Origin of the sequence: Zhongshania aquimaris, from assembly GCF_019312595.1 — a bacterium.
Taxonomy (GTDB): Bacteria; Pseudomonadota; Gammaproteobacteria; order Pseudomonadales; family Spongiibacteraceae; genus Spongiibacter; species Spongiibacter aquimaris.
In genome coordinates this window covers 600,129-623,432 of sequence record NZ_JAHWDQ010000002.1, presented here as the reverse complement: position 1 = coordinate 623,432, position 23,304 = coordinate 600,129, and the positions used below count along the sequence as shown (strand labels likewise).

The following is a 23,304-nucleotide window of genomic DNA, read 5'->3' as shown; positions in this document are numbered from 1 at the left end:
GCCCTAAGCAACAGGCTCGCTATGACTGCTCCTCACACTGGCTATATTGGCCGGTTTGCCCCCTCGCCCAGCGGACCACTTCACTTGGGTTCGCTACTTACCGCCGTCGCTAGCTATCTCGATGCCCGCGCCAATAAAGGCCAATGGCTATTGCGCATTGAAGATATCGATCCACCCCGCGAACAAGCGGACGCAGCAAACCTAATTATCAACAGCTTAATCGCCCACGGCCTGCAATGGGATGGCGCAATCCTGCGGCAAAGCCAGCAAAGCGCACACTACGACGCCGCCCTAAATCTATTGCTAAATACTGGGGATGGCTATTATTGCAGCTGCTCTCGCGCGCAATTGGCTGAGTACGGTGGAATACACCCACCCGCTTGCATCAAACCCTATATAGCCGATGACGCCGCAATTCGTCTTAAACTCCAAGATCCAAGTGTCACCTTCATAGACCGAGCACAGGGCCAGCAACACTACCTTACGACGCAAATAGGTGACCCTGTACTTAAGCGACGCGACGGTCTTTATGCATATCAACTTGCGGTGGTCGTCGACGATGCCGCTGAACACATTACCGACATCGTGCGCGGCGTCGATCTGCTAGATGCGACAGCATGGCAGCTCCATCTCCAGCAGGCACTTTTACTGCCGGCTATTCGATACCTTCACTTACCCGTCATTGTTGGCGATGACGGCCATAAACTGAGCAAACAAAGCTTTGCCCCCGCCATTGACGACCGCCTCGCCAAGCAAAACCTTCAAACCGTATTGCGCTATCTGCAGCAAACTCCCCCACCACCGGAACTTGATGTAGCGCAAATACTGCAATGGGGGATTGCACATTGGTGTGTCGAGAGTATTCCTGCGACAACAGCGCTTAAGCTATAAACTTGCCCGCAATATTTTGCAGTTTCATAGACGCTCCAGTAACATCAGGCCGACGATGAAAACCTCGCGGTCACCATGCAAATTCACTCATCACTGCTACTGCTAGTCACATTTGCTTTTATTTATGCTCCAGCCATAGGCCGCTGGCTTAACGACGCCAGCAATCTTTGGTATCGGCATCATGTATTGTGGCTACTAATTATTATTTTTGTTTTTATCAGCCTATCGCATCAACGCCGCAATGACCCTTAGCCTCAACACCCTGTTTTTTATCGGCATTGGCTATCTACTGCTGCTGTTTGCTATCGCCTACGCCACCGAGCGCCAATTACTGCCATCGCGACTGGTCAACCACCCCAGCGTCTACGTTTTATCCTTGGGAGTTTACGCCAGCGGCTTCGCTGTTTACGGCGCCGTCGGCTTTGCAGAGCGCTATGGCTATAGCTTCCTAAACTACTACATTGGGATTTCGGCGGCGTTAATTCTCCTTCCCATACTACTCGCACCACTGCATCAGATTTGTAAAAGCTACCGGCTTAACTCACTCGCTGACTTACTTAGTTTCCGTTTCCGCAGTTCTTGGGCCGGCTCGCTAGCCACATTATTCTTAGCGCTTGCCGTTTGGCCCCTTCTCGCCATCCAAATAAAAATAGTCTCTGAATCCACATTGATTCTAAGTGCTGGCGACGCGTTAATGGGCGACCAACCCCATTTCAAAAACCTCACCGCACTACTTTTTTGTGTCGTGATTACGATATTCACAATCTTATTCGGATCGCGCAACCTCGCCTCCAAAGACAGCCACCGCGGTTTAGTGGTCGCGCTCGCGTTTGAATCCATTATCAAAATGCTAGCCATTGTGCTGGTCGGCGCTGTCGCCGTAGTGTCTGTGTTTGGCAGCTTCAATGGATTACAAGAGTGGCTAAACAGCAACCCTAGCGTACTCAGGGAACTTAGCGCCCCGCAGTCCGGCGACACCAACCGACTAATGCTAATTATGTTCTTCGCCGCCTCAGTCTGTATGCCACATGTTTTCCATATGCTGTTTGCGGAGAATCCCAGTCGCCAAAACCTCATCACTGCAAGCTGGGGACTACCTCTATTTCTCCTCGTTATCAGCCTACCTGTACTCCCCATACTCTGGGCAGGGAAAGCGTCGGGACTAACCATCGCCACAGATTATTTCGCACTTGGCCTGTCTTTAAATATAGAAAACATATGGCTAACAACGCTGATTTACCTAGGCGGTCTCTCGGCTGCAAGCGGCGCCATCATTGTGACCACGCTCGCACTCGCGTCCATGAGCCTGAACCATTTAGTATTGCCAATCCTGCGCCCCAAAGGCCGCAACGTTGACATCTATCGCTGGCTGCTGATGACTCGCCAGCTACTAATATGCGCTATCATTTTAATCGGCTTTATTTTCTATGAGTTAATCGGCGACACTCAAACACTCACAAATCTTACGATGGCTTCCGCCGGTGGATGCCTGCAATTTCTGCCAGGCGTGCTCGCTGTGCTGTACTGGCCGCGGGCCAATCGAAACGGTTTTATCTGCGGCCTGACTGCCGGCTTTATTGTGTGGGCGCTGGGATTACTGATACCCATGTTCAGCAATGAGCACCCCGCCTATCTAGAAAAGCTGTATATCAATTCACTCGACCGCGACTTATTCTGGGTTGTCGTGGCCAGTTTATCACTAGGCCTTAACAGCGCATTTTTCATTATTGTTTCCATATTTAGTGAAACCTCTAGTGAAGAGCGCAGCGCGGCGGAAGCCTGCACACTAGACGACCTTAACCGCCCCAGCCGCCACACACTAAATCTACAATCTGCAGCCGAAATACGGCAGCGCTTACAAGAGGCACTCGGAGACCACGCCGCCGAGCAGGAATTTAGACGGGCATTAGACGAGCTACAACTTAATGAGCTAGAAACACGCCCTTACGCCCTGCGCCGCATCCGCGACAGAATAGAAATCAACTTATCATCGTTAGTCGGCCCCTCCAGCGCCAGGCGGGTTATTGATCGCGTACTGCCCTATACGGATAGTGTTTTAGGCAGCAGTGAAGACATAACCTATATCGAAGAACGTCTGGAACGTTACCAAACCAACCTCACGGGCCTTGCCGCCGACCTCGACAGTCTTCGCCGCTACCATCGGCAAACGCTGGAAGACCTTCCTATTGGTGTCTGCGCCCTAGGGCGAGACCAAGAAATTTTGCTGTGGAATATGTCCATGGCTGATATAACGGCTATTAAATCTAGCGACGTCACTGGCTCTCGCCTCTCTGGCATATCCGCACCGTGGGCCAATTGTTTAATTGGCTTTTTAGCGAGTAGTGACTTGCACCGCAGTAAGTTTTGCCTGGAGACTGAAAAAGGTTTGCGCTGGCTTAATTTACATCGAACTGAATCACAGATGTGGGGCCGCGACGAATTGATCGTGGTAGTCGAAGATATTACTGACACCCAACTACTGGAGCACGAGCTCACTCACCAAGAGCGACTCGCCTCAATCGGCCGGCTCGCGGCAGGTGTCGCCCACGAAATAGGCAATCCGGTCACCGGCATTGCCTGTCTCGCTCAAAACCTACGCTATGAAACCGAAAACCCAGACACCCTGGAAACCGCCTCGCAAATCGTTAAGCAAACTCAGCGCATTAGCAGCATTGTGCACAGCCTAGTCAATTTTGCTCACACTGGTCGCGAAGCACCATCGCAAGCAACGGAAGCCGTCAACATCCGCAACTGCGTGTCCGAGGCGATACAACTACTAAGCCTAGACAATGAAGCCCGCCAAATTCACTACAACAACAACTGCCCCGTCGATATTGTTGTGCACGGCGACACCCAGCGATTAATGCAGGTATTTATTAACCTACTATCCAATGCCCGAGATGCAAGTAGCGACAACGCAATGATCACCATAAACGCACAATCAGACACTCCCAATGCGCGTATTACGGTGACAGATCACGGCACAGGTATCGACCAAAAATTGCAAGACCGGATATTCGAACCATTCTTTACCACCAAAGACCCCGGCAAAGGCACCGGCCTAGGCCTTGCCTTGGTCTACAACATTATCAATGATCTAGGCGGCGAGATCAGCATTGAAAGTCCAGTGCCGGAATTTGGCAGCTACGGAACCCGTATCCATATCCGACTCATGCTAAACGACACCGAGTCAAACTAGAATTATTCGGCTGATCGCGTTATGTTGTTCGGCTACGCGCCTGTTCGGTAATCGCTGAACAAACCCACGGAGAGAATTATGCCCAAAATCCTCATAGTCGAAGACGAAGATGTCATCCGTCTGGCGCTGCGACGCCTACTCGAGAGGAATGACTATCAGGTGGACGAGGCCGACTCGGTGCAAAAAGCACTGAGTAGCTACAATGTAAACGACTACGACTTAATAATCAGCGATTTACGCCTACCCGGCGCAGCGGGTACCGATCTAATCAATAAATCTGATGCTCCCGTTTTGATTATGACCAGTTACGCTAGCTTGAAGTCCGCCGTAGACTCCATGAAAAAAGGCGCAATAGATTATATTGCCAAGCCCTTTGATCACGACGAAATGCTAGAAACCGTCGAGCGCATCATTCATAGCAACACCAGGGAGCAACAAGCAAACAGCACACCCGAGCCGAGCAGTAATCAGCGCAAGCAAATCGCAGATGCCAATGGCATGATCGGCAGCTGCAAAGCAATGCAACAGCTATATGATCATATCCGCCGAGCAGCGCCAACCGATGCCACAATCCTTGTCCACGGCGAAACCGGCACGGGTAAAGAGCTAGTAGCGCGGGCCATTCACAATCAAAGCACCCGCAGTGGCAAACCTATTATTTGCGTAAACTGCGCCGCGATTCCAGAAACACTGATTGAATCCGAGCTATTTGGCTACGAAAAAGGCGCATTTACGGGTGCCAACACCAATCGTACAGGCCTTATAGAAGCCGCCGATGGCGGCACCTTGTTCCTCGACGAGATCGGCGAGCTGCCCCTGGAGGCGCAGGCAAGACTATTGCGCTTTATCCAAGAAGACGAAATTCGCCGTATCGGCTCTGTAGAGTCGATCAAAGTGAATGTCAGACTGATCTGCGCGACGCACCGGGACCTCAAAGACATGGCCCATTCCGGGCGCTTTCGGGAAGATTTGTACTACCGTATTAACGTCATGAAACTAGAGCTGCCACCACTGCGCGAGCGCGGCAAAGATATTCTAGAACTTGCCGAAACCCTGCTTAAAAATCGCTGCGAAAAGATGAAAAAGCCGCTGATGCATTTCAGTCCAAAGGCAATTCAGGCAATCACCACCTATATTTGGCCCGGCAATATTCGGGAGCTGGAGAATGCCATTGAACGCGCAGTGATTCTGTGTGACCGCAAAGAAATCGACAACGAATTACTCGACATTGATTTAGAGCTCGTCGATATAAGCCAGATTCGCGGGCGCCGCAACGACCCGCCACCACGGCAAATAAGCAGTAACAGCGCGCCAGAGCGCCGCAAGCCGCTGCATGCAGACCCGAGCGAAGACCTCTCACTGGAGGACTATTTCCAACGCTTTGTACTCGAACACCAGGATTCTATGAGCGAAACCGAACTGGCACAGAAACTCGGCGTCAGCAGAAAATGCCTTTGGGAGCGTCGTCAACGATTGGGGATTCCACGCAAGAAGGTTAGTTCCCGTTCAGGCTCATAGAATTAAACTGAGGCGTTACCCGCCACAAGCAATCGTAACAAAGGGCGTTTAGTAAGGTAACAATTCACAAATATGCAAAGCCTGGATACGAGCATAAAAAACAGTAAGGTACTGATAGTAAAAGAAAAAACAAAACTGGCACGGCATATGCTCTATATTGGGAGCGAAGAATAATAAAAAAACAAAATAATAATAAGAAAACAGAGAAAGAATAATAATAATACAAAAGCAAAGAGACCTGGGTGGGGAAGACAATGTTTTCCCCTTCTTCGTTTTAGAAGCCCCAAAATTTAACTTCCCTTTAGTTGCACAGCCAAGCCTAAATTCCACCAATCCTTTAACAACACTAGAAATAAGCCTGTGCTAGAATACCGGCTTCATAATAGTTATCGGCTAAGCACAGACATCAATGACATCTAGCTCCGTGACCGGGCTCTGGAAAAAACTCTCTGGCAAGTTTTCCAAACCCACCCAATACGCGCCAAACTCCGCGACCATTATTCCGCGAGATGAGCACTGCGTTTCCCGCAAAAATATCAGCGACGCCGCAATTAAAGTTATTCGACGCCTAAACGAAGAGGGCTTCGATGCCTACTTAGTGGGCGGCGGCGTTCGCGACTTGCTTTTGGGCGGCCAACCCAAAGATTTTGACATCGCGACCAATGCCACTCCTGAGCAAGTTCGCGGTGCATTCCGCAACAGCCGAATCATCGGCCGCCGGTTTCGCATTGTGCACGTGCGCTTCGGCAACGAAATCATTGAGGTCACCACGTTTCGGGGCGGCCACGACGCCCCCGCCTCCAGCGCTCAGCGCAACAAGCACTCCGCCCGCACTGAATCAGGCATGCTTACCCGTGACAATGTTTACGGATCGGTGGAAGAAGATGCTGCACGCCGCGACCTAAGCATCAACGCCCTCTATTATTCAAGTCGCGACTTCTGCGTTTACGATTATGTTGGCGGCATGCAAGACTTAGAGCGCAAGCTCATACGCATTATCGGCGATCCTGAGACACGCTATCGCGAAGATCCCGTCAGAATGCTCAGAGTTGTCCGCTTTGCCGCCAAGCTCAACTTTGATATCGAACAACGCACCGAAGAGCCACTGAAACGCCTGGCACCACTGCTGACCGACATTTCCGCAGCGCGGATGTTTGATGAAGTGATCAAGCTCCTAATGTCTGGCCAGGGCATTCAAACTTACGCGCTTTTGCAGCGCTACGGTCTGTTCAGCCCGCTGTTCCCCGCAACCCAAAAAATGCTGAATCAGCACGAGCCGGCTGCAGAGGCGATTATTCAACAAGGCCTCATCAATACCGACGCGAGAATTGCCGAAGATAAACACGTCACACCGGCATTTATCTACGCGGTACTACTTTGGCCAGTCGTAAAACGTATTCACAAAGAAATTCTGGATAGCGGTGTTCCAGAAATTCCAGCACTACACCAAGCCGCCGAGCGCGTATTGCATAAACAACAGCAAACTGTTGCCATTCCCAAGCGATTTTCTTTGCCAATGCGCGACATATGGGAATTACAGTGCCGACTCACCCGCCGCACAGGCAAGCGCGCCGAGTTACTTTTAGATCATCGCTATTTCCGAGCGGGCTTCGACTTCCTACTTTTGCGCGAACAAGCAGGAGAAGTAGAGGCAGGATTAGGACAGTGGTGGCTGGCATTCCAAGAGGCTCATGCAGACACCCGTGGCGCCATGCTCACTCAGGTTCCCGCTGGTGAAAAACCTCGCGCTCCGCGACGCCGCCGCCCCCGCAAGCCCAGATGATTCGAAGCTATATTGCGCTGGGCAGCAACTTAAACCTGCCCAAAGAGCAAGTTTTGACGGCAATAACGACCCTTGCCAACATCCCAGATTGCACTTTAATTTCGCAATCTCGGCTCTATGGATCGATCGCGATTGGCCCCGGAGAACAGGACAACTATGTCAATGCCGTTATCGCTATCGACACGACACTCACAGCGCCAAAGCTTCTAGCCACCCTGCAGTCCATAGAGTCCCAGCACCATAGACAGCGCGAGATTCGCTGGGCGGCCAGAACATTGGATCTAGACCTGCTGTTATACGGCACTGCAAATATTCAAACGCCAGAACTTATTGTCCCACACCCCAGAATGTTCAGTAGGGACTTTGTGCTACGCCCACTCGCAGATATTGCACCACCCGAGCTACTTCGCCACTATTTGGGCGAGAACACCGATATACACTATTCCGACAACGACAATTTATGGGTTTTAGCACCAGATGATAAAGCGATCACACCCTAACGAGCCCATCATCAATGCCGAGAAGCCGCCGTGCTTTATCGCGATTGAAGGCCCCATCGGCGTTGGCAAAAGCACCCTGACGCGACGCCTAGCGGAATCACTCGGCTACCACACGCTGCTCGAAAAAGCAGAGGACAACCCGTTTCTAGAGCGCTTTTACGCCAATCAGCGTCATGCCGCACTATCAGCCCAGTTATTTTTCTTGTTTCAGCGCGCCCAGCAGCTCAGTGACTTGCGCCAAAGCGATATGTTTAACCAAACTCATATCGCAGACTTTCTCTTTCAGAAAGACCCTCTGTTCGCGCAAATCACGCTCGACGCCAATGAGCTGGAGCTATACAAAAAAGTTTATCAACAGGTGCAGGTTGATATTCCAACCCCAGACTTGGTGATTTATTTACAAGCTCCGGTAAAGGTTCTAAAAGAGCGTATACAGCACCGCGGCGTGCAGTTTGAACAGAGTATGAGTGGCGACTATCTAGAACAGGTTAATGCCGCTTACAGTGAGTTTTTCCTGTCATACAACGACTCGCCACTGCTCATCATTAATGCCAGTGACATCGATTTCGCCAACAACGACCGCCAATATGAGCAATTATTAAAATATCTACTGGAAATACCAAGCGGTCGCCATTACTTTAACCCCACATTTTTTTAAGTACCTGCGAGGCACTCCATGAGCAAGGTCAACATCCTCAAACTGCTAACCAAGAAGCAACAGCAGGAAAAATTTGCGGTAGTGACGTGCTACGACGCAAGCTTTGCCAGACTCGTCGAAAAAGCGGGCATTGACGCAATTCTCGTCGGCGACTCACTCGGCATGGTGCTGCAGGGGCGCGATTCCACACTACCTGTCACCATTGATGACATGGCCTACCACACCCGCTGTGTCGCACGTGGCTGCCAGCAGCCCCTCATCATCAGCGACATGCCCTTTGGCAGCTATAATAGCCCGCAACAATGTGCCGACAACGCCGCCACATTAATGCGCGCAGGCGCGCACATGGTAAAAATCGAGGGTGGTAGCTGGCTAGCAGCAAGCGTAACACTGCTTAATCAAGCCGGAATTCCCGTGTGCGGCCACCTAGGGCTCACCCCGCAATCCGTTAACGTACTCGGAGGCTACCGTGTGCAGGGACGCGACGACAGACAAGCGCAAGCCATTCTCGCTGACGCGATAGCGCTAGAAGCCGCTGGCGCAGCGATGTTGGTACTTGAGTGCGTACCCCGCAAACTCGCCGCCGAAATCACCGCTGAGCTAAAAATCCCCGTAATTGGCATTGGAGCCGGCAATGCCACCGACGCCCAGGTACTGGTGTTACACGACTTACTGGGTATCACCGAGAAAACCGCAAAGTTTGTACGTAACTTTGCGGAGGGCAGTCACGGTGTAGAAGATGCCCTGAAACGCTATAATGACGCGGTCATTGACAGCAGCTTCCCCGCAGAGGAGCATAGTTTTGACTAAGGGTTTATAATCCTAAACTGTTACCTCGGGGAACATTTTTTGAGGTAACAAAGTCATGATTTTTTTGTTACCAAAGCATTGAACGGCCATTCCGATTGGGGCATACTTGCCCGCCACTGGCCAAACTGATCAGATTATGAACAATCTTTTCAGCTTTTAAAGGCCTTATTGCCAGTGTATTGGTCGCCAGCCCGCGATGTGCGCGGACTGACTTCACAGCAAACTACCTTCGCCCTGCGAAGTATGAGATTGGGAAGTTAGGTGGTATGAAAACATATAGCACAGCCGCATCACTAAGGGCCGCTCTAAATACGGGAAGACGCGCGGGTAAAACCGTCGCCTTTGTACCAACTATGGGCAATCTGCACGAGGGACATCTGCGCCTTGTACAGCGAGCAAGCCAGCACGCTGACATCGTAGTAGTCAGTATCTTTGTTAACCCGCTGCAGTTTGGCGCCAACGAAGATCTCAGCAGCTACCCACGCACCCTGGCCGCAGACAAAGAAAAGTTGTTTGCCGCCGGCGCACAATTTTTATTCCTTCCCCAGGTAAGCGAAATTTACCCGGAAGGCATGGACAGCCACAGCAAAATTTCTGTGCCAGAGCTGTCTGACGACCACTGCGGTGCAAGTCGTCCGGGGCACTTTACCGGCGTCGCAACAGTAGTGGCCAAGCTTTTTAATATCGTGCAACCAGACACCGCGGTGTTTGGCGAAAAGGATTTTCAGCAACTTAGCGTTATCCGTAAAATGGTGCGCGATCTGTGTATGCCCATCAACATCGTTGGTGTGGCGACTGCGCGAGCAGACGACGGCTTAGCGCTAAGTTCGCGCAATGGCTATCTCAATGCCGACCAGCGCAGAATTGCACCGGTTTTACATCGTGTGTTACAGGAAACTCGAGAGGCAATTGCCTGCGGGTACGACAGCTACAGTAAATTAGAACAGCACGCCAAAATCAGCCTGAATAAGGCTGGCCTAGAGTCTGACTACTTTACTATTTGCGATGCGCGTACTCTGCGTCCAGTTGATCTGGACACCGAAGAAGTGGTCATACTCGCCGCGGCCAAGCTTGGCAGTACGCGTTTGATCGACAACGTCACCCTGAATGTTAACCCCAGCGCCGACTGGGGAATGCTGGCCGCTAATTAAGCCAGTTAAGACCGATAGAGAAAGGAACAGCGTTATGCAGTCAGTTATGCTGAAAGCGAAACTTCACAAAGCCCGCGTGACTCACGCCGTGCTTGACTATGAAGGATCTTGCGCCATCGACGGTAAGTTGCTCGATATGTCGAGCATCCGTGAATTTGAACAAATTCAAATTTACAACGTCACCAATGGCGAGCGCTTCACCACCTATGCTATTCGTGGCGAAGACAATAGCGGCATCATTTCTATAAACGGTGCAGCGGCGCATAAAGCCAATGTCGACGACGTCATCATTATTTGTGCCTACGCTACATATTCAGAGGCGGAGCTAATCAACTTCAAGCCGCGCCTTATTTATATGAATGCGGACAACACCGTTAGCCACGCTAGCAACGCCATCCCTGTTCAGGTCGCCTGATCAACTGGCAGAGGCGCTCGCCCCTGCCACTACTCCCCCAATAGATATTAAACTGCCAAGTCGCGGTAGCTTACCCCTGCGTCACACAATCACAATGAACCATAAAAATTAGTCTACTTGAGGGTTCAATCCTATCGGCCAAGCCGTTATCCTGACTCTTTATACACTTTTCAAAGTGGTCTGTTTCCTGCCTTACCGCAGCCCAACAATCATAATATTCGCATTATAGAGAGCAAGGTCATGAGTAAGTCTATCGTCCACCCCGTTCCAGCCGCCTTTGCCGCGCAAGCTCATATCAATAAAGCCAAATATGAAGAGATGTACCAAGAATCGCTTACAGATCCCGACAGCTTTTGGGCAAAACAGGCCGACGAATTCTTGAGCTGGGATAAGCGCTGGCACACCGTAAACAAGTACGATTTTAAAAAGGGCGAAGCCAGCTGGTTCGACGGAGGCAAACTAAACGTCAGCTACAACTGTATCGACCGTCACCTTGAGACCCGCGGCAATCAAACCGCCATTATCTGGGAAGGTGACGACCCAGCGGACTCCAGCCATATAACTTATCGCGAACTCCATACCGCAGTCTGCAAACTCGCCAACGTGTTACTCGCCCAAGGGGTCGCCAAAGGCGATCGCGTCTGCATTTATATGCCGATGATTCCAGAGGCCGCGTATGCGATGCTAGCGTGCGCTCGCATCGGCGCTATTCACTCGGTGGTATTCGGGGGCTTTTCGCCAGAGGCGTTAAAAGACCGCATCCAAAATGCCGATTGTAAAATGTTAATTACCGCCGACGAAGGACTGCGCAGCGGGAAAAAAATACCGCTCAAAAACAATGCCGACCTCGCACTACGCGACTGTCCGAGTATTGAGTCCTGCCTGGTGGTTAAGCGCACCGGCGGCGATATAGCTTGGCAAGATAATCGCGATATTTGTTACCACGACGCAGTGGCAAACGCATCTGCAGACTGCCCCGCCGTCGCGGTCGAAAGCGAAGCCCCCTTATTTATTCTTTACACCTCTGGCTCAACCGGCAAACCCAAGGGCGTACTGCACACCAGCGCGGGCTACTTACTGCAATCGGCAATGAGTCACAAATACGTTTTCGACTATAAAGACGGTGAAGTTTTTTGGTGCACGGCTGACGTCGGCTGGATTACTGGCCACAGCTACATCGTGTATGGCCCGCTGGCCAACGGCGCGACCACCCTGCTGTTTGAAGGCATCCCCACCTACCCCGACGCCTCGCGCTGCTGGCAGGTAATTGACAAGCACAATGTCAGCATCTTCTACACTGCACCAACTGCACTCCGTGCACTGATGGGCGCGGGTGATGAATTCGTTAACAAAACAGATCGCAGCAGCCTGCGATTACTCGGCACCGTCGGTGAACCCATCAATCCGGAAGCGTGGGAGTGGTACCACCGTGTCGTCGGCGAGGAGCGCTGCCCCATCGTAGACACTTGGTGGCAAACCGAAACCGGCGCGCATATGCTCACGCCGCTGCCTGGCGCCATCGATATGAAACCAGGCTCAGCCACCCGCCCTTTCTTCGGCGTAGACCCCGCTATTCTGGACAACGACGGCAATGAAATTGAGGGTGCCGGTGAAGGCCTACTCGTCATCAAACGGTCATGGCCTGGACAAATTCGCAGCGTCTATGGCGACCACCAAAGACTGATCGAAACCTACTTCAGCACCCATCCCGGATATTATTTTACCGGCGACGGCGCCCGCAGGGACGCCGATGGCGACTACTGGATCACCGGCCGCGTCGATGACGTTTTAAATATTTCTGGCCATCGCATGGGGACCGCTGAAGTGGAGAGCGCATTGGTGCTACACGAGGCTGTCGCCGAAGCCGCTGTGGTTGGCTACCCGCACGACCTCAAAGGTCAGGGAATTTATGCCTACGTCACGCTAATGCATGACATCACAGGAAGCGAACAGCTAATCAAAGAACTTATCGCGCTCTGCGTTCAAGAGATTGGCCCCATAGCGAAGCCAGATTTAATTCAATGGGCACCCGGTTTGCCAAAAACGCGCTCGGGTAAAATTATGCGCCGCATTCTTCGCAAAATCGCAGCGAATGAATTAGACACCCTAGGGGACACGTCGACGCTGGCTGACCCAACCGTCGTAGACGACCTAGTCAATCATCGCCTCAATAAATAAAACGGCAGGGAAAGCGCCAGCAATGAATTTGGTGCTTTCCCTATCGATACAAACGGGGCCCAATATTTAGAAACCAACCGAAATATAAATAATATTTTTATATTCTAACGCGGACTTTTTCATAACTGCCTAATGACTCACTTCACATAGACACCGTTCGACCACCATCAACCGAAATAATCTGACCGGTAATATAAGGCGCATCCGCCACCAAAAAAACCACCGTCTTAGCAATATCACTTGCCTCACCTTGACGCCGCAGTGGCACGCGGTGGTTAACATCCTGCTTTTCCTGGATACTGTATTCCGTTTCTTCCACAGGCCATAAAATAGCACCGGGCGACACGCCATTGACCCTAACATCCGGACCCAATTCAAGCGCCAAAGACTGGGTCATCATCGCTACGCCAGCTTTCGCCATCGAGTAGATAGGGAATCCCTGCAGTGGCTTTTGAGCGTAAATATCGACGAGATTGACAATACAACCTGTAGTTTCTTTCAAAGCTGGGGCCACCGCCTGCGAAAGAAAAAATGGCCCCTTGAGATTACTGTTAAACAAAGCATCCCAATCTTTTTCAACCGCACTTTCAAGTGCCGTCGGGTAAAACCCCGAGGCATTATTCACCAACACATCTAGACGCTGCCATTGCGCTAAGCTTTGCTTAGCAAGTGATTGCACGTCGAGCACAGAGTTCATATCAGCACAGAGTATTACCGCCGAAGCGTCACGCTGCGCATTTAATTCATCGCGCAAGGCCTCAGCCGGCACCTGAGAAGATCGATAGTGGATAATAATATTATAGCCGCGCGCATGCAGCGTTCTGCAAATCTCCGCACCAAGACGTTGGGCGGCCCCGGTTACCAGTGCAACGGGCGTGTTCATGTTTTTACGCGTTCCGCTCACAGCATACCGCCATCAACAGGACCAATTAAGCAATCGATGCCCTCTTCTCGTATGGTTGCTTCTATTTCAAATAAGGCATCTTGATCAGATTCAAACGAATCTTCCCACACGGTGGAGTTATTAAACTCATCAAAGACTTCAAGTAGCCAGCCACCGTCGCCGTCTTCACAAATTTCAACGCGAAGCGTTTTGCCGTCTTGCTCGATAACACGGCACAGCGGAGATAACTTAAGTTCGGTATTTTCTGTCATGGGAATGGCTCGTCACCGTGGCTCGTCAGATAAGCGATTAATTGTCGCCCCATTATACTTAAGCCATTATGTCTTGCGAGCGCTAATGTCGTGCCAAAGCTATTCCCAGTACCATTAGCATAATGCCGCTTATTCGCTGCCAGGAAAGCTGTACCTTAATAGCACCAAACACGGCAAAGTGATCGATTAATACTGCGGCAACAATCTGCCCCGTCACAACATAGAATATCGCGTTGCCCATTCCCATACGGGGTGCTAAATAGGTAATCAACAATATATTACAAAGCAAAATCACGCCGGCGATATATCCGTACGGGGGCACACCAATTACAGCGGAATAATCTGGCGGCCTAATGCCCTTTGCAACTACCACAATAGCAATACAAAGTAAGGCAACAGAAAACAGAATTAGTGTTGGATAAAAAACGTTTCCCCACGACTTACTCAGCACCGCATTCATCGACGCCTGAACCGGAATGCAGGCGCCTACGAGCAGCGCTATCATTGGAAAAATTAAATATTCGCGCATACGAAGCCCTAAACAAAGCTTACTTAATTTTATTATTTTAGAAGCAAATAGCCGAATATATTGCTAACGCGCCGTGTATCCGCCATCCATAATCAACTCAGAGCCCGTCATATAACTGGCATCGTCAGACGCTAAAAACACAATCCCTTTTGCTATCTCGGCTGGCTCAGCCATCCGCCCCATCGGAATGCTCGCCACAACGCGCTGGGCAAACGCCTCGGCGTCGCTCTGTGCTAATCGCGCCAAAGCGCCACTCACCAGTGGTGTTGTCACATAACCGGGATGCACTGAATTAACGCGAATGCCATAATTCTTATCTGCGCAGTACAAGGCAACTGACTTAGTAAACGCACGCACTGCGCCCTTGCTTGCATTATAAGCCGGTAACATAGGATCACCGACAATGCCCTCGATGGAAGAAATATTAACGATGCTGCCACCCGTTTCTTTCATAACGCGAATCGCTTCGCGGGTACCAATAAACACCGCGTCACTATTAATGGTGTTGGTCTTCCTCCACCCCGCCAAGGTTTCATCTTCTATGCCGCAAATATTAGCTATACCGGCGTTGTTAATTAAAATTTGCAAGCGGCCATAACGTTCAATGACCTGAGCAATCACCGCCTGCCACTGCGGCTCATCGCAGACATCCAGCCTCATAAATATGGCTGAGTTGCCCTCGGCATTGATGACATCAGCGACACGACTACCAGACGCTTCATCGATATCCGTTACCACAACAATCGCACCCGCCGCCGCCAAACTTCGGCAAGTGGCTTCACCGATCCCCACGCCACCGCCTGTAACCAATGCCACCTTTCCCTGACAAGACATAATATTCTCCTTAAGCCGCGCAGAAACCGCCGTCTACGGTCAACTCAATTCCGGTCACATAAGAGCTAGCATCCGACGCCAAGAACAGTGCCGCGTTGGCAATATCTTGCACATTGCCAAGCCGTCCCATGGGGATCATGGCGGACTTAAGCAGCGCTGCTGCTTCGTCCACATTGGCAACCACACCAATATCGACAAAATCTTGCAAGGCCTGGTCACCCATCGCGGTTTCGATAAGCCCTGGATGTAGAGAATTAACGCGCACACCGTAGCCAAACTTGGCGAACTCGACGGCACTATGTTTGGTAAGCGAGCGCACCGCGCCCTTGGTTGCGCCGTAGATACTATGTCCCGGCACACCAATCAAACCCGCGATCGACGATAGATTAATAATCGAACCGCCATTCGCAAAACATGCTCCCGGCTTCATGCACTCGACCGCAGCGCGAGTGCCGAGAAATACCGACTCAATATTAATCTGGTTGATTTTACTTACCTGCGCGCTAGTATTGTTTTCCAACATACCGCCTATATAGATACCAGCATTATTCAACAACACATCCCAGCGATTTTTCCATGCGACTAAGGTCTGCTTTAGCGCAGCCCAATCTTCCTCGCTGGTCACGTCTAAGCGCACGGCCTTAGCCTGCAAGCCCTGACCATTTAGTTCGGCGGCTATGCGCTCGCAGGCCTCGACGTTGATATCACCCAGCACAACAGCGGCGCCAGCTTTTGCAAACAAGCGCGCGCAGGCTTCACCAATCCCAGCACCGGCGCCTGTGACCACCGCAACCTTACCTTCCAAACCAAAAACGGCGAGTTCTTTACTCATAACAATGCCCTTATTATTCTAATTTAAAACTAATTAAAAAATATTATTTCGCGATCTCGACTACGGCGCGACCGCGAATTTGGCCTTGCAAAATTTTACCCGCTGCACTCGGTATCTCATCAAAGGGAATATTGATCGTTAAGGCTTCCAACTTCGCCATATCCAAATCCTTAGCCAATCTCCGCCACGCCTCTTCGCGCAAGCTCATAGGCGCATGAACCGAATCCACACCCAGCAGCGTTACATTGCGCAATGCAAATGGCATCATATTACTTGGTAGGTCTAAGCCCTGCGCCAAACCACAGGCAGTCACAACGCCACTGTAATGCAGCTGTGCGATGACGTTTGCCAACGTGTGGCTACCGCACGAGTCCACTGCAGCCGCCCAGCGTGGCGCTTGCATCATTTCACCAGGCTCGGACAGCTCTGCACGATTGATCACATCATTGGCACCCAGACTCTTTAGAAAATCCGCCTCTTCCATTCGGCCGGTAGACGCCGTCACTCTGTAGCCGAGCGCAGAGAGCAATGAAATAGCGACCGTCCCCACACCACCCGATGCACCCGTTACCAAGACGACGCCTGACTCAGGCACTACGCCTAATTTTTCTAAACGCATAACCGAGAGCATGGCGGTGTAGCCGGCGGTGCCAATCGCCATCGCCTGACGAGTTGTTATGCCGTCGGGGAGTTTTACTAAGTAATCCGCATTGGTACGCAGCCGCTCGGTATAGCCACCATTGTGGGTTTCGGACGCACCGTAGCCGTTCATCACTACCCTATCACCGACGGCAAAGCGGGAACTGTCAGAGCTTACAACGGTGCCCGCCATATCAATACCTAAGATCAGGCGCTCTTGTTGCACAATGGGAATGGCATCACTTATCGCCAGTCCATCTTTGTAATTCAATGTAGAATATTCAACTGCGATTTCCACATCGCCATCACCAATGTCTGCCGCATCGAGCTGGGCAAAGCCCACTGATAGCTTGCCATCCTGGCGAGTGCCAACTAATGCTTTATATGTTTGTGTCATAGGGTTTGCCTCACAATAAACTATTAATTACCTAATCGTCTCAGTGCGCCATTCGTTAAATAGCGATCGTAAATATCCTGGGAGTTCACCATCATTTTATGGCCACCGCTCATACTGGCCATCTGTTCGAGTCGAGTCATCTGCCCTGTTTGAACGTCGAAGGCATGCACATGGCCCCACGACCAATACGGATGCTTGCCGTCCATCACCCGCTTTTCGCCATCTTCATAGAGCCCGTAAGCGCCATCAAAGGAGCGGAATATTTCCCCTCGCCGATCAAAGGACACCATGCCCAGCGGCAACTGTGTTCTCGCGTCAAACCACACCCGTTTCTTACCCACCGGGGCGCGTGGAAAACCGGTCGGTTCGGCGTCTACGGCTATGGCCTCTGGCACTAACTCAACATCGGTATCCCAAAAGGTCTCACCTTTTGGGCCACCGTGGGTTGTGTGCGCCCAGCTTTCACTTGCGGAGTTCCAGCCACCGCTCACACCAGCCAACATAGGACCACGGGAGACAATCTTGTAATTACCCCAGGTGTGGAGTGGGTCGCCGGCGGCCCAGGCATCGGACAAGTACAAACTTGAGCCAGGTACCAAGGGCTCGAAGCGCTGGTCAGTAGGAAAGCGTCGAATACGTTTGAAGTCGGGAATATAGCCGTACAACTCAGGAAATTTATTCTGATCGTAATGCCAGATATTCAGGTACGATGTGCCCCGCACACTATCCGGTTCGGAAAAAAAGACACTCTGGTAACGCAACTTATCTTCATGGCCCTTCCAATAAACACCTGGCAAGACCAGTCGCCCAGTCGGCGCATACTCAGCCCAACCGTTTTCATACTGGTAGTTTATTTTTCCTTCACGACTTAAATCGTATTCGCGAATGGCATAAAAAGAAGCGTCGTGACGCCCCCAGCTCATGGTCAAGCCCGCAAACAATTCCAGGCCGTTTTTTGCATCGGGAAAGGGCATACCGCCGATCCACGGCTGGCCATCCAGTGTGACAATATTACCCTTGTCATCAAATTTGGCCTGCCCGCGATTTTTAAAGCTGGCTTCAAGATATTCCCAGGGGCTTAACTTCATGATGTCGCGGGTGGTTTCCCGCAGCCGTAAACGGCGCCCCATTTCTTTAATCTGATAATATTTAACGGGTTCAAGTAGATCTTTAACAATATCGACATTACTTGCGTCGATATAATCACCCGCTTTTAATTTACCTTTCGTGTATTCATCTATCGACAGTAATTCGTCGGGATAGGCGGGTGCGAAATCGCCATTATTCGCCATGGCCTTCCATACCGGCATCAGTAAACCACCGACAGCCAAGCCTGCCGTTTTCTTTAAAAATTGACGGCGGGCGTAATTGCGATCAAATCGTTTTATATGAAATACCATCACGTGCCCCATTGACGAAAAAGCCGGCGGAGTTACCCGCCGGAAAGGTCCCGTTATTACATGGACAAGACCCGAGGCGCGCGGCCTCGGCAGGGTGGGTTGTTAAAACTGATACGCTACCCGCAAGCCAAACTCTTCAGCCCAATCAAAGGTCTGCATAATATTTTCATTGGCGTTTGAGCTAATATCGTCATCGATATAAGTGTAAAAGGCTTCAATATTCCAATTGCCACTTGGCTTCCACTTGAGTGCTGGCTGCACAAAAACACCGCCACGTGTGTCATATAGAACCGAAAGGTCAGCGCGCCACACCAAGCCCGGGAAAGGTTGTTGTAGAGCCAGCACCAAACCATCCCAAGCATCAACTCCAGTGGGCGCATTATTGATTGTTCCACCCATGCCGCTCAAATGTCGACCAAACAAATCGCTTTCGGTGCGATGCATCCACTGGAAGACAAAGTAAGTTGCTGGAAAACTGCGACTGAAACGCTGGTATTTTTCTAAAACCAAGGCCGAGATAAATTCATCTTCAACCAGATAATCCTGACCAAGATCTGGTGATGTAAAAGTACGATCAGGTGTAAATGATACTTCGAAATTAAGAATCAACTGGTCGAGCCAACTTCCCGGTTCGCCGCTGAAAATATAGCTAAAACCGGTGGCAAATATGTCTTCCCGCTTATATTCACGCTCAATGTGGCCACGTAAACCACCCATACCATTGCCGGTGATTACGCTGCCCGCGCCACCAGTGAGAATAAAGAACAAGTCGAGTTCTTCTTTCGCAGCGTCAATACCATTTACCGGTCTCGCCAATAGCAGCTGCGAAGCAGGGAAATCTGTAATTAGTTTATTCAGACCTTCAACGCCATCTAGCCGCGCCATACCCGCATAGGTAAACCATTCCTCTGCGCTCCACACACCAGTCGGATCAATTTCAAGTGGCGTTTGAGATAAAATTAAACCGCTGCCTGGGATCCCCGGCGCGTCGCGATTTACGTTAGATGCGGTCCAGCGAAAAACGCCATCCGGGTTGTAGCGATTGGTGTACATAAACTGCAAACCAAAATCACCGATATTACCCTTTAAGCGAAAACCACTATTAATTTCTTCGTTCGCATCACTGTACCGATCATGTACGGTGAATTGACTGGCAATAACGTTATAGGGCGTATTGGGGTTAGCATAGACGGTTGGCTGAAAAGCCTGTGCGTACATGTCCAACTCCCAGCTTGCATTTAGCTGATAAGACACTCTTATCGCCGGGGAAGAAATACGCTCGTCTGCATATTCCTCTGATGCGAAATCTAAAATCAAATGGCGACGCAAGTCTAAGCCGTTAGCAACGTCCATTACTCGGAAAAATAAAGCCTGCCCCCATGCGATTTGTTGATTACCCGCACGAACCAATATAGGTCCGTTTTGGTAATCTAAATATAGAGAGGGGAAATCGACCATATAGTTATCACCGGCAACTTCTAAGCGATTTTGAACGCCGCCGGTTTCAAAGTCGTCGTACTCAAAATAATTTGGTTCGCCGTATAAAAAGCCCGCCGCATTACTGTTCACACTATTTGGGTCAAACTCATCGTATTGCGCGGCATCAAAAATACCGCGTACTTTTGCAGTCGCCGACCAATTGTCGCTAAAGCGCAGCTGCAAGGTATTCTCCAACCTCACCTGGGTGAAGTTGAAATCGTTATTTGCTTGCTCACCATTGCGCGTGGCCGTATCAGTGAGCGGCAAGCCGACCGAAAAGGGTAGATTTAAGCCAAGCAGAGTGCCGGCATTGACGCCACCGTTGCGATCAACAGTCACGCCATTAAATACATTGCCACGCTGATTAAATGGGTTTTCTTCGCTTACGGTTTTGGCCGCGGCTTCTACACGAATAAAACCACTGGAACTGTAATCAATTCCAAACAATTCTCCGTTTGCCGACCACGCAGCACTGCTGAGTCCAAGCGAAACCAGGGAGATAGCTGTCGCCAGCTGATTATTATTTTTCATACACGATAATCTCCAAAAATATTTTTATATAGAGAGTTTTAAAACATTTGCCTGCTGACCGACCACATAGAACTCGCCGTTAAACACGCCCACATCGCAATACCAAGATGTCAGCAACTGAGAGTTATCAAGCCGAGTGGCGCTTGAACTGCCAGCGGCAACCGATAGGGCTTCACGTATACCGGTTATCACTGCGCGATCATCACCACGAATAGACACGTCTAGTAAAATTGCGTCACTGCCAGACTCTATTTTTGACCAACTTTCACCACTATCTTGACTACGCAAGATGGTGCCGCTCTGGCCTACCGCATAAGCCAAACCACGCTCACCCAAGGCCAAACCAAATAATGATTCGTCACCACTGTGCAGAGCCTGCCAGGTTTTACCCTGATCGTCGGAGCGCGCAATCATGCCAAACTCACCCGCCATATAAGCGCGCCCCAGCTCATCCACAGTGACGTTGTAAACGTGAGGTTCGTAGGGCTGGCCGATTAGCTCCTGCCAGTCGATAGCCAGTTTTTCCCAGCTCGCACCGCTGTCGATTGAGCGTAAAACCGTGCCAAAGCCACCGGCAGCGATGGCAAATCCCGCTCCATCTTGGGCGACAGAAAACAATCTTTCGGTGGTGGGCGAGGTCTGCTCTAGCCACGCCTCGCCTTGACGTCGAACGATGACACCTTGCTGACCAACCGCAATAGCATTACCGTTCAAATCAGACACCGCCAACAAAGACCGGCCCGCCAATTCAACGTTAACTCGCTGCCACGACTGGCCGTCTTTACTGCTGCTTATTTGCCCGGCGCCGCCGACCGCAATAAGGCCGTCTTTGCTCACATTAATGGCAAACAATGCCTCGTGAGCATGCCCCTGATTAACCATCTCGCTCTGCAGTGGCGCCGCGTTAGCAGCACCTATTGCAGTAACAAAGAGCAGCGGTAGAAGGCATTTCACCTTATTGCTTACGGTTCTCACATTAACCCCCAAGACGCTGCATGGCCTGAATTGTGAGGAACTTATTAAAGACATCCACGTCGCCAGGATCGTAGCCGCTTTGGTAACCACCCGTGACCGACTTAGCCTGAACAAAACGACTCATACGGTTCGACTGAATATCGTGGCTGTGCACACTAGACCAAGACCAAGCGGGATGTGAGCCATCGTTGCGGGTCATCTTGTCGTTATCCTGCATGGCGTAGTGTGGCTCAAACGACTTCCACATTTCGCCGCGGCGATCGTAGACCACATAGGCGACATACATCTGATTTCTAGCATCGATCCAAACCCGCTTTTTACCGACGGGCGCCCGCGCATAACCGGTTGGCTCTGCTTCGACCACAATGCATTCAGGTACCAATTCCATATAGGTGTCGAAGAAGGTTTGATCTTTAGGACCGCCGTGAACAGGTTTTTCCCAGTTGTCGTGATAGCCGCCGTGGAAGTTCCTAGAACCGATCGCACCCAACATTGGCTGACGACCCACAATCTTGTAATTGCCCCAGGTTTGCAGTGGATCACCCGCTGCCCATGCATCAGAAAGGAACAAGGTAATACCGGGCACCAATGGCTCAAAACGCTGATTGGTAGGGAACTGGCGAACACGACGGAACGCGGGAATATAACCGTGCAATTCGGGGAATTTGCGTTGATCGTAATCCCAAATATTTAAGAACGACGTACCGGCACTGTCGTTCGGTGCAGTAAAGAACACTGACTGGTAACGCAGGAGATCTTTCTTATCTTTCCAAACAGTGCCGTCGGTGCGCGCAGTGGTATTTAACTCCGTCCACACAAAGTCATACTGATAAGACAAGTCACCGGATGAATCGATATCCCAATCGCGCACTGCATACTGCGAGTAATCGTGACGCCCCCAACTCAGGGTCAAATTATACTGCGCCTCAACCCCATTTTTGGGCTCAGGGAAAGGCGTACCACCAATCCACGGCTCGCCGCTTTTGGTGTAAACGTTGCCGTCTTTACCAATAACCGCCTTGCCTTGGTTTCGCAATGTCGCTTCCAGATATTCGGTAGGAAATATACGACTTACGTCCTTAACCGGCTCAACAATATGAATCCGACGCCCCATTTCCTTCACGTGCATATAGGCAATCGGGTCCAACAATTCTTTTACATGTTCAACATTGTCGGCGGTGATGATATCGCCCGGCTTCACCTTACCCTTGGTGTACATTTCGATAGATAGCAGCTCGTCAGGATAGGCCTTACTCACATCACCTGCGTTAGCAATAAGTGGCCACAACGGGGCTAGCACGCCAGCCGCTCCCACTCCCTTGAGGGTGTTTTCCATAAAACGACGACGACTAAAATTGGTGTCATATTTCTTGATGTGCATAATACTCCTCCGGGATAAACCCTTTTATTGTTGTCTTCTTACGTCGTGT

The 23,304-nt window shown here is 50.8% G+C and carries 20 protein-coding genes; 10 read left to right on the top strand and 10 right to left on the bottom strand.

Annotated elements, in window-relative coordinates:
* Positions 1-21: 21 nt before the first annotated feature.
* From gluQRS to acs, 10 genes are all read left to right on the top strand, one after another.
* Positions 22-891 carry a tRNA glutamyl-Q(34) synthetase GluQRS gene (gluQRS, locus tag KXJ70_RS11585; RefSeq protein WP_255558411.1) on the top strand — a complete coding sequence of 290 codons (870 nt, stop codon included), beginning with the start codon at positions 22-24 and terminating at the stop codon, positions 889-891.
* 241 nt (positions 892-1,132) lie between these two features.
* Positions 1,133-4,090 (top strand): ATP-binding protein, encoded by a 2,958-nt coding sequence (locus KXJ70_RS11580; RefSeq protein WP_219043655.1) that lies wholly within the window; start codon positions 1,133-1,135, stop codon positions 4,088-4,090.
* 78 nt (positions 4,091-4,168) lie between these two features.
* Positions 4,169-5,608 (top strand): sigma-54-dependent transcriptional regulator, encoded by a 1,440-nt coding sequence (locus KXJ70_RS11575; protein WP_219043654.1) that lies wholly within the window; start codon positions 4,169-4,171, stop codon positions 5,606-5,608.
* Between the two features lie 409 nt (positions 5,609-6,017).
* On the top strand, positions 6,018-7,391 hold the full coding sequence (gene pcnB / locus KXJ70_RS11570; protein WP_219043653.1) for a polynucleotide adenylyltransferase PcnB: 1,374 nt from the start codon (positions 6,018-6,020) through the stop codon (positions 7,389-7,391).
* On the top strand, positions 7,388-7,891 hold the full coding sequence (folK, locus tag KXJ70_RS11565; protein WP_219043652.1) for a 2-amino-4-hydroxy-6-hydroxymethyldihydropteridine diphosphokinase: 504 nt from the start codon (positions 7,388-7,390) through the stop codon (positions 7,889-7,891). The genes pcnB and folK overlap by 4 nt, the downstream gene beginning before the upstream one ends.
* Positions 7,869-8,549, top strand: coding sequence for a deoxynucleoside kinase (locus KXJ70_RS11560; RefSeq protein ID WP_219043651.1), 681 nt, complete (start codon positions 7,869-7,871; stop codon positions 8,547-8,549). The genes folK and KXJ70_RS11560 overlap by 23 nt, the downstream gene beginning before the upstream one ends.
* A gap of 18 nt (positions 8,550-8,567) precedes the next feature.
* Positions 8,568-9,359: a 3-methyl-2-oxobutanoate hydroxymethyltransferase gene (gene panB, locus KXJ70_RS11555; RefSeq protein ID WP_219043650.1), complete on the top strand. Its 792-nt coding sequence runs from the start codon at positions 8,568-8,570 to the stop codon at positions 9,357-9,359.
* 266 nt (positions 9,360-9,625) lie between these two features.
* Positions 9,626-10,510, top strand: a complete 885-nt coding sequence (panC, locus tag KXJ70_RS11550) for a pantoate--beta-alanine ligase (RefSeq protein ID WP_219043649.1) — start codon at positions 9,626-9,628, stop codon at positions 10,508-10,510.
* Between the two features lie 34 nt (positions 10,511-10,544).
* The gene (gene panD, locus KXJ70_RS11545; protein WP_103684416.1) at positions 10,545-10,925 is read left to right on the top strand and encodes an aspartate 1-decarboxylase; all 381 of its coding nucleotides are present in this window, start codon (positions 10,545-10,547) and stop codon (positions 10,923-10,925) included.
* A 240-nt stretch (positions 10,926-11,165) separates the two neighbouring features.
* The gene (gene acs, locus KXJ70_RS11540; RefSeq protein WP_219043648.1) at positions 11,166-13,103 is read left to right on the top strand and encodes an acetate--CoA ligase; all 1,938 of its coding nucleotides are present in this window, start codon (positions 11,166-11,168) and stop codon (positions 13,101-13,103) included.
* Positions 13,104-13,245: 142 nt separating this feature from the next.
* Here acs and KXJ70_RS11535 read toward each other — a convergent pair whose 3' ends face one another.
* From KXJ70_RS11535 to KXJ70_RS11490, 10 genes are all read right to left on the bottom strand, one after another.
* Positions 13,246-13,986: a pteridine reductase gene (locus tag KXJ70_RS11535; protein ID WP_219043647.1), complete on the bottom strand. Its 741-nt coding sequence runs from the start codon at positions 13,984-13,986 to the stop codon at positions 13,246-13,248.
* A 17-nt stretch (positions 13,987-14,003) separates the two neighbouring features.
* Complete coding sequence (locus KXJ70_RS11530; RefSeq protein ID WP_219043646.1) at positions 14,004-14,258, bottom strand: hypothetical protein; 255 nt, start codon at positions 14,256-14,258, stop codon at positions 14,004-14,006.
* Between the two features lie 82 nt (positions 14,259-14,340).
* Positions 14,341-14,787, bottom strand: coding sequence for a DMT family transporter (locus KXJ70_RS11525; RefSeq protein ID WP_219043645.1), 447 nt, complete (start codon positions 14,785-14,787; stop codon positions 14,341-14,343).
* 63 nt (positions 14,788-14,850) lie between these two features.
* Entirely contained in the window at positions 14,851-15,621 is a 771-nt protein-coding gene (locus KXJ70_RS11520; protein ID WP_219043644.1) for a glucose 1-dehydrogenase, read from the bottom strand.
* 10 nt (positions 15,622-15,631) lie between these two features.
* Positions 15,632-16,453, bottom strand: a complete 822-nt coding sequence (locus tag KXJ70_RS11515; protein WP_219043643.1) for an SDR family NAD(P)-dependent oxidoreductase — start codon at positions 16,451-16,453, stop codon at positions 15,632-15,634.
* 43 nt (positions 16,454-16,496) lie between these two features.
* A complete protein-coding gene (locus KXJ70_RS11510; RefSeq protein WP_219043642.1) occupies positions 16,497-17,489 on the bottom strand; it encodes an MDR family oxidoreductase in 993 nt (330 codons plus the stop codon).
* Between the two features lie 23 nt (positions 17,490-17,512).
* Positions 17,513-18,889 (bottom strand): DUF1329 domain-containing protein, encoded by a 1,377-nt coding sequence (locus KXJ70_RS11505; RefSeq protein ID WP_219043641.1) that lies wholly within the window; start codon positions 18,887-18,889, stop codon positions 17,513-17,515.
* 102 nt (positions 18,890-18,991) lie between these two features.
* On the bottom strand, positions 18,992-20,899 hold the full coding sequence (locus KXJ70_RS11500; RefSeq protein ID WP_219043640.1) for a DUF1302 family protein: 1,908 nt from the start codon (positions 20,897-20,899) through the stop codon (positions 18,992-18,994).
* Between the two features lie 24 nt (positions 20,900-20,923).
* Positions 20,924-21,874 carry a WD40/YVTN/BNR-like repeat-containing protein gene (locus KXJ70_RS11495; protein WP_219043639.1) on the bottom strand — a complete coding sequence of 317 codons (951 nt, stop codon included), beginning with the start codon at positions 21,872-21,874 and terminating at the stop codon, positions 20,924-20,926.
* Position 21,875: 1 nt separating this feature from the next.
* Complete coding sequence (locus KXJ70_RS11490; protein WP_219043638.1) at positions 21,876-23,255, bottom strand: DUF1329 domain-containing protein; 1,380 nt, start codon at positions 23,253-23,255, stop codon at positions 21,876-21,878.
* Between the last annotated feature and the right edge of the window lie 49 nt (positions 23,256-23,304).

Coding starts and splice junctions, on each gene's coding strand:
- gluQRS (WP_255558411.1), top strand. CDS start 22: ATGACTGCTCCTCACACTGGCTATATTGGCCGGTTTGCCCCCTCGCCC.
- KXJ70_RS11580 (WP_219043655.1), top strand. CDS start 1,133: ATGACCCTTAGCCTCAACACCCTGTTTTTTATCGGCATTGGCTATCTA.
- KXJ70_RS11575 (WP_219043654.1), top strand. CDS start 4,169: ATGCCCAAAATCCTCATAGTCGAAGACGAAGATGTCATCCGTCTGGCG.
- pcnB (WP_219043653.1), top strand. CDS start 6,018: ATGACATCTAGCTCCGTGACCGGGCTCTGGAAAAAACTCTCTGGCAAG.
- folK (WP_219043652.1), top strand. CDS start 7,388: ATGATTCGAAGCTATATTGCGCTGGGCAGCAACTTAAACCTGCCCAAA.
- KXJ70_RS11560 (WP_219043651.1), top strand. CDS start 7,869: ATGATAAAGCGATCACACCCTAACGAGCCCATCATCAATGCCGAGAAG.
- panB (WP_219043650.1), top strand. CDS start 8,568: ATGAGCAAGGTCAACATCCTCAAACTGCTAACCAAGAAGCAACAGCAG.
- panC (WP_219043649.1), top strand. CDS start 9,626: ATGAAAACATATAGCACAGCCGCATCACTAAGGGCCGCTCTAAATACG.
- panD (WP_103684416.1), top strand. CDS start 10,545: ATGCAGTCAGTTATGCTGAAAGCGAAACTTCACAAAGCCCGCGTGACT.
- acs (WP_219043648.1), top strand. CDS start 11,166: ATGAGTAAGTCTATCGTCCACCCCGTTCCAGCCGCCTTTGCCGCGCAA.
- KXJ70_RS11535 (WP_219043647.1), bottom strand. CDS start 13,986: ATGAACACGCCCGTTGCACTGGTAACCGGGGCCGCCCAACGTCTTGGT.
- KXJ70_RS11530 (WP_219043646.1), bottom strand. CDS start 14,258: ATGACAGAAAATACCGAACTTAAGTTATCTCCGCTGTGCCGTGTTATC.
- KXJ70_RS11525 (WP_219043645.1), bottom strand. CDS start 14,787: ATGCGCGAATATTTAATTTTTCCAATGATAGCGCTGCTCGTAGGCGCC.
- KXJ70_RS11520 (WP_219043644.1), bottom strand. CDS start 15,621: ATGTCTTGTCAGGGAAAGGTGGCATTGGTTACAGGCGGTGGCGTGGGG.
- KXJ70_RS11515 (WP_219043643.1), bottom strand. CDS start 16,453: ATGAGTAAAGAACTCGCCGTTTTTGGTTTGGAAGGTAAGGTTGCGGTG.
- KXJ70_RS11510 (WP_219043642.1), bottom strand. CDS start 17,489: ATGACACAAACATATAAAGCATTAGTTGGCACTCGCCAGGATGGCAAG.
- KXJ70_RS11505 (WP_219043641.1), bottom strand. CDS start 18,889: ATGGTATTTCATATAAAACGATTTGATCGCAATTACGCCCGCCGTCAA.
- KXJ70_RS11500 (WP_219043640.1), bottom strand. CDS start 20,899: ATGAAAAATAATAATCAGCTGGCGACAGCTATCTCCCTGGTTTCGCTT.
- KXJ70_RS11490 (WP_219043638.1), bottom strand. CDS start 23,255: ATGCACATCAAGAAATATGACACCAATTTTAGTCGTCGTCGTTTTATG.